The 6,000-nt window shown below is 48.1% G+C and carries 4 protein-coding genes; all 4 read left to right on the plus strand.

Going from position 1 to position 6,000, the window contains the following annotated elements; all coding sequences use genetic code 11:
* The first annotated feature begins 202 nt into the window (after positions 1-202).
* The 4 genes from Q4Q49_RS01715 to Q4Q49_RS01730 all read left to right on the plus strand — a co-directional run bounded on the left by Q4Q49_RS01715 (position 203) and on the right by Q4Q49_RS01730 (position 5,804).
* Positions 203-1,390, plus strand: coding sequence for an aromatic amino acid transport family protein (locus tag Q4Q49_RS01715; protein ID WP_220776342.1), 1,188 nt, complete (start codon positions 203-205; stop codon positions 1,388-1,390).
* A gap of 330 nt (positions 1,391-1,720) precedes the next feature.
* Positions 1,721-5,212, plus strand: a complete 3,492-nt coding sequence (locus Q4Q49_RS01720; protein WP_311998472.1) for a YdbH domain-containing protein — start codon at positions 1,721-1,723, stop codon at positions 5,210-5,212.
* A 13-nt stretch (positions 5,213-5,225) separates the two neighbouring features.
* Positions 5,226-5,444, plus strand: coding sequence for a YnbE family lipoprotein (locus tag Q4Q49_RS01725; protein WP_107404411.1), 219 nt, complete (start codon positions 5,226-5,228; stop codon positions 5,442-5,444).
* A 24-nt stretch (positions 5,445-5,468) separates the two neighbouring features.
* A complete protein-coding gene (locus Q4Q49_RS01730; RefSeq protein ID WP_006081899.1) occupies positions 5,469-5,804 on the plus strand; it encodes a YdbL family protein in 336 nt (111 codons plus the stop codon).
* Positions 5,805-6,000 lie beyond the last annotated feature (196 nt).

Below are 6,000 nucleotides of genomic sequence, written 5' to 3' on the forward strand. Positions count from 1 at the left end.
CCCTATCTGTAGCCGCAATGGCATAGATAGGCTCCCTCGCCTGACCTTCCATTGTGGCCATATCCTTTCGGATCCACTGAACGCCACTGTCTCATTTGCTTAAATCATTTTGTGCTTGAATCGCATCAAAATCCTTTAAGACAGTTGCTTTAGGATCAAATCTTTAGCTCATTTTATTGCAACACGCTTTTGAGATCATGTTATGACACAGAATAAAATTTTCGGCAGTCTGCTGCTTATCGCAGGCACCACAATCGGCGCGGGTATGCTGGCTTTGCCTATCGCTTCGGCGGGACTTGGTTTTGGTACGTCCTCCGCCATCATGTTGATCCTATGGGCGCTAATGGCCTACACGGCACTGCTTATGGTGGAAATCCATCAATTCGCCCCCAGCGATGCCAGCCTTAATCACTTGGCACAACGCTTATTGGGCCGTAAAGGCCAGTTGATCGCCAATAGCGCCTTGATGTTTTTACTGTACGCCCTCTGCGCCGCCTACATAGCCGGTGGCGGTGAGCAAGTGAACCAAAAGCTGAGCACTTGGCTAGGACTAAGTTTGCCACCACAGGCGGGCGCCATCCTGTTTACCCTGCTGATTGGGGCGATTGTGGGCATGGGAACTCACTGTGTGGACCTTATCAACCGCGGTTTGTTTGCCCTTAAGCTATTGGCATTACTGCTTATGTTGGCCTTGTTACTGCCGCAGGTAGAAAGCCCACATTTACTCGAACTCCCACTTAACCAAGGTTTAATTATCACGGCTATTCCGGTGATTTTTACCTCCTTTGGTTTCCACGGTTCGATTCCATCAGTGGTGCGCTACTTAGGCGTTGAGGTCAAATCCCTGCGCAGGATCATGCTGCTCGGCTCGGCCTTACCTCTGGTCATTTACCTTTTGTGGCAAATAGGTAGCCAAGGCGTACTGAGCCAAAGCCAATTGCTCGAAAACCAAAGTTTATCGAGCTTTATCAATCAACTGGCAAGCGTACTACACAGCGAATACTTAAGCAGCGCGATTAGTCTGTTTGCCGATCTCGCTCTTGCGACTTCGTTTTTAGGGGTGAGTTTAGGTTTGTTTGATTTTATGGCCTCAACCTTAAGACGAGAGGATAATTTTTCTGGTCGTAGCCTAACCGCTGCCATCACCTTTTTACCGCCCTTAGGTTTTGCCCTCTTCTACCCCCAAGGTTTTATCACAGCCCTAGGTTACGCGGCGATTGCGCTGGTGATCCTCGCCATCTTTTTACCTGTGGCCATGGTGTGGACACAGCGCAAGATGCGAGATGCTGCCAATCTGCCGACGGGATATCGGGTCGCGGGCGGTAAGTTTGCCCTACTGCTCGCCACACTTTGCGGAATCGTGGTGATCGCCGCGCAGATGTTTAGCTAGCTCCAATTCACTCACCAAGAGTGAGTTAACTAAAAGTTAGCTAGCTCGAATAAAAGATTAGGTACAAGAGCCTGTAAAGCTTCAACTATTGACAGCAGGCTCTTGTCTATTCGATGATCCTTTCACATTAGTCAGCTAAGCCCTTGAGTGTTAAACTGCCTCTGATGCTCATGCGCACTGCGATAGCGGCTAAGAAGACGGCTCCTAGAGTCAGTGACTAAAAAAGTACCTCAGCAAGATACCGATGCAAAGCAGGCGTGAGTGTATTTGTGCAATGCTAAGGCACGAGTTTGATCAGGGCTCAGTGAATAAGGAAAGAAGTCGAACCCAATGCCAATCCACAACAAGCCAAGCCGTAGCAGTGCTTCTGATAGCAAGGCACCTCAACACGAGGCAACGGAGACATCCGCTGGCCCTCACAGAGGTGCTGCAGGTTCTGGGACGGATACTCATGTTGCAACACAAAGCCGCCGTAAATTCCCCCTGAAAAAGACTTTATTGGCGACCAGCTTAACGGGCATCTTGGCGGGGGTGGCGTTAACTGTTTGGATTGTGAATACCCAGGCTGAAAAACTGATCATGCAGGCGGCAAACTTTGCCCTCGTAGGCATGGACAGCGAACTGATTGACATTGAATTAGGGGAAAGTCAGTTAGAACATTGGTGCATTACTTCTGCCAACCTTAGGGTGCATGACAGCCATATCACGCTTAATGATGTGAGTATCCAGCTAAAACTTGACTGGCCGCAGAGCTTTGCCGAGCTGAAACAGTTCAGCCAAATCGCTTACCTCACTCAAAAAATCATCCAAATCTCCACGGGTGATATTGAAGTCGAGTTAGGGCAATCGCTATTTTTACCCAATCGAAATGCCATCGATGAACAAGGCCCCGCCTTGGCCTTAGATATCAAATCATTACCCCTCATCGATATCGGCAAAACCAGCCTTATTCTCAAAGCTCACCATCTCGACACCCAAAATGATTTACCCGCCTATCGTTTGGTGATGGACAAGTTGAGCCTTAACGGCGCGGGGGAAATCAACAGCGAGTTTAGCCACGAAGGTGAAAGCATCGCCAAACTCAAAGCCACACTCGCAGCCCAACAGTGGCAACTGGCAAGTCAAATTGCACTCGCGCCGCTGCTTACAAGCTTGCATCAAATCAGCCTGAGGCAAGCGCAAGACAGTGTGCTAAGTCCGTTAACTAAGCTTGATAAAGAGTGGCAAGCGTTAGCGATTGATTTGCAAGGTCAATTAGTGTCCGACAGCCGTATTACATTAACTTCGGGCGAGCTTATCAGCCAGCACCAGTTAATTGACCCTAAGCTGACCTTTAATCAGTTGGCGGCGCTAGAACTTGCGCCTAAACCTGAGCTCGCATTTAAGATTGCTGGGCATTTAGCCGAACTTGACCTAAACCTTGAGCCCTTTACCTTAGCTGTGAGCCCCAATGCCGCGCAGCAACAGCGATTGATGCAGCTGCTCGATGAGACGCTGGCTAAACCTTTAACTCAGCCTCCATCCAACTCGGCAGCCAAGCCCGCTTCGGAGCAAGTGCAGGAACAAGTTGCAAGTCAAACAGCAGGTCAAATCGCTAAGCTTCTGTCAGGGCTCAAAAGCACAGATGCACCAGTGGGGATCGCACTGACATTAACTGAAGCCCTGCATTATCCGCTGACACCAATCCAGCAATATGCACAGAGTCAACCGCTTAAGAATGAGCCGCTTGATAATAAGCCGCTTAGCTTCAAGCTTCCCCGAATTCAGCTAAAAACCTTAGGCAGTAAACTCGATACTCAAATCGATTTGGCCAATGTTGAAGTGGTCAAGTCCGCCGAAGCGCTGTCCTTCAATACAGATTGGCGCCTTAACGCTAAACAAACCAGCTCACTGCAATTATCTGAATTATGGGCGAATACGCCCCAAGATCTCAGCTGGAATATCAGCCAGTTGACCACTGCGGGCAAATTGAGCTTTAATCAAACGCCAAGCTCAACCGACTGGCAATTCATTACCACGCCTATCGGCGCTGCCACCCAAACACAGCAAAATGCCGGCGACACGCTGCAGTTCACTGTGGGCGAGCTTAAACAGCTCAGCGCTCAAGATAACAATGCGGCTAAACATGCCGATGTGAGCCTTGGCAGTATCACAATAAACGCCCTTGCGCCGCTTACCGTCAGCTCGCAGCGCAACTCAAATACCAGCTCAAGTATCAGCTCAAGTATCAGCTCAAGTATCAGCTCAGCACAAACTTCAGTGCCCGCGTCCGATACTGCAAACCAATTAACACTGGCCTTACCGCCTTTGAACTTGGCACTGGACCAGCTGCATTTTTCGCAAACCACACAGACGGTTGTTAGTGAAACGGCTGCTGTTGATACAAAAAAGGCTGAAACGACTACTGTTGAAACGAAAGTGACAGAAGCTAGCGCTGAAAAAAGCACAAACACTAGCATCATAACTAAAACCGACATGAGCGCGGGCAATTTCACGATTGCATTACAAAAAGCCATGTCATTTGAGTTTAAGCCCGAGGTCGAAGCGCCACTCGACTCGTTGCTCGCAGCCACTTGGCAAAATCAACTCGCATGGCAAGCCAATCAGCTCAATATCGAAAAACAGCTCAGCAGCAAAGGTCGCAGCCGCAAAGAAACCGTACTTAAGCTAGACAAGTTAACACTGGCACAAAGCTTAAATTGGAAAAATAACACGCTCTTTGGTAATGAACACTGGCAAGTGGGCACTGTTGAGCTGCAAAGCCAACACAAGCTGAACCTTGCCACTGCAAGCAAACCTTTAGTGCTGACGGGTCAATGGGTTGTTGACACTAGCATGACCGAGGCATTGTCCTTGCTCAATCAAACCCAGCCCTTGCCTGCAGAGCTTAATGTCACGGGTCATAACCAATTACAGGCACAGTTTAATTTAACCCAACAGCGCGATCAGACCCAATTTGCCATGCAAATTACCCAGTCGATGACCGAACTTGAAGGTTTTTATAAGGACACCACCTTTGAGGGGGGGAAACTGCAGGCGCAATGTGAGTTTACTTGGGGCCAATCTTATAAAAAAGAGTCTCATAAAAAGCCGCAGGATAAAGGCTATTTTAGCAGTCTCAGTAAGCTCAATTGTCCGCAGACACTGATGACCTTTAACCTGTTTGATCCTGGCTTTCCGCTGACCGATATCGAAGTGGAAGCCGATATCGCCCTTGGTAAAGATGCCGAGAAACTGCCCGACAATTGGATACAGCAACTCACAGGCTTAAGTGACACCGATGTTTCCATGACCGCCAAAGGCAAAGTACTCAGCGGCCAGTTCCTGTTGCCAGAATTTAATCTGAAATTACAGGATAAATCCCATGCCTATCTACTGCTGCAGGCCATGGGTCTGGAAGAAGTTCTGCGCATTCAACCGCAAATTGGCGTCTATGCCGATGGCATATTCGATGGCGTATTACCCGTCGATTTAATCAACGGCAAAGTGTCGATCACAGGTGGTCAGTTAGCCGCCCGTGCGCCTGGCGGCTTAATCGCCATTTCGGGTAATCCGGCGGTTGAACAGATGCGCCAATCCCAGCCATACCTAGATTTTGTCTTTTCGACGCTAGAACACTTACAATACAGTCAATTATCGAGCAGCTTTGACATGGACCAAGCCGGTGATGCTAAGCTACTCGTCGAAGTGAAAGGCCGCAGCCAAGGGGTTGAACGTCCTATTCACTTGAATTACTCTCATGAAGAGAACATGCTGCAATTATTTAGAAGTCTGCAAATTGGTAATGACTTGCAGGACAGAATCGAAAAATCAGTGAAGTAACAAGGAAACCTCAGTGAAGATAATTCAATTACAGCAAGTTAGCATAGGTGCCCGAAGCGCGCTTGTCGCATTGTTCGCACTCGCCGCATTGCAGGGCTGTGCGCCCACAGTAAAAATAGAACCGCCGGATAAACCTATCGTTATCAATCTCAATGTGAAAATTGAACATGAGATACGGATCAAAGTGGATAAGGAATTAGATCAACTCCTGTCAGACGATAAGCTGTTCTAATTTATTAAGAATTGAGGAATCACCATGAAATCAATCCGACTAAAAACAAAGTTATTATTGCTATTAACCCTCAGCGTCTTAAGCCTCAGTGCTTTTGCCATGTCACTTCAAGACGCTAAATCACAGGGCTATTTAGGCGAACAAGCCAACGGCTACTTAGGATTAGTGCAAGCCAATCCCGAAGCCAAAGCCGTAATGGACGACGTAAATAACAAACGTCGCGCCCACTACGAAACCATTGCCAAGAAGAACAAACTCTCCCCCGCCGACGTCGCTAAACTCGCCGGTGAAAAAGCCATAGCCGCCACAGATAAAGGCAACTATGTGCAAGATGCCAAAGGCAAATGGATTAAAAAGTAGTCCGCTTTTAAAGGGCTCTAGCGCATAAGAGCAAAACGAATAGACATAAAAAAACGCCTGCAATTGCAGGCGTTTTCATTAGTGGTCGATAAAGGGAATGATTTGCTGGCCAATACCTTTGAGTGAGGATCTAGATTTTAGATTGTTTGATGGAGTTTGGTTAAGCACTGTCATTCCAGTGACTCGCAGCAAGTAC

It is taken from the genome of Shewanella sp. SP1S1-7 (genome assembly GCF_031932105.1).
GTDB classification, from domain to species: Bacteria; Pseudomonadota; Gammaproteobacteria; order Enterobacterales; family Shewanellaceae; genus Shewanella; species Shewanella baltica.

What these genes read in the sequence shown, in the direction of transcription:
- Q4Q49_RS01715 (WP_220776342.1), top strand. Translation starts at nt 203, where the DNA reads ATGACACAGAATAAAATTTTCGGCAGTCTGCTGCTTATCGCAGGCACC.
- Q4Q49_RS01720 (WP_311998472.1), top strand. Translation starts at nt 1,721, where the DNA reads ATGCCAATCCACAACAAGCCAAGCCGTAGCAGTGCTTCTGATAGCAAG.
- Q4Q49_RS01730 (WP_006081899.1), top strand. Translation starts at nt 5,469, where the DNA reads ATGAAATCAATCCGACTAAAAACAAAGTTATTATTGCTATTAACCCTC.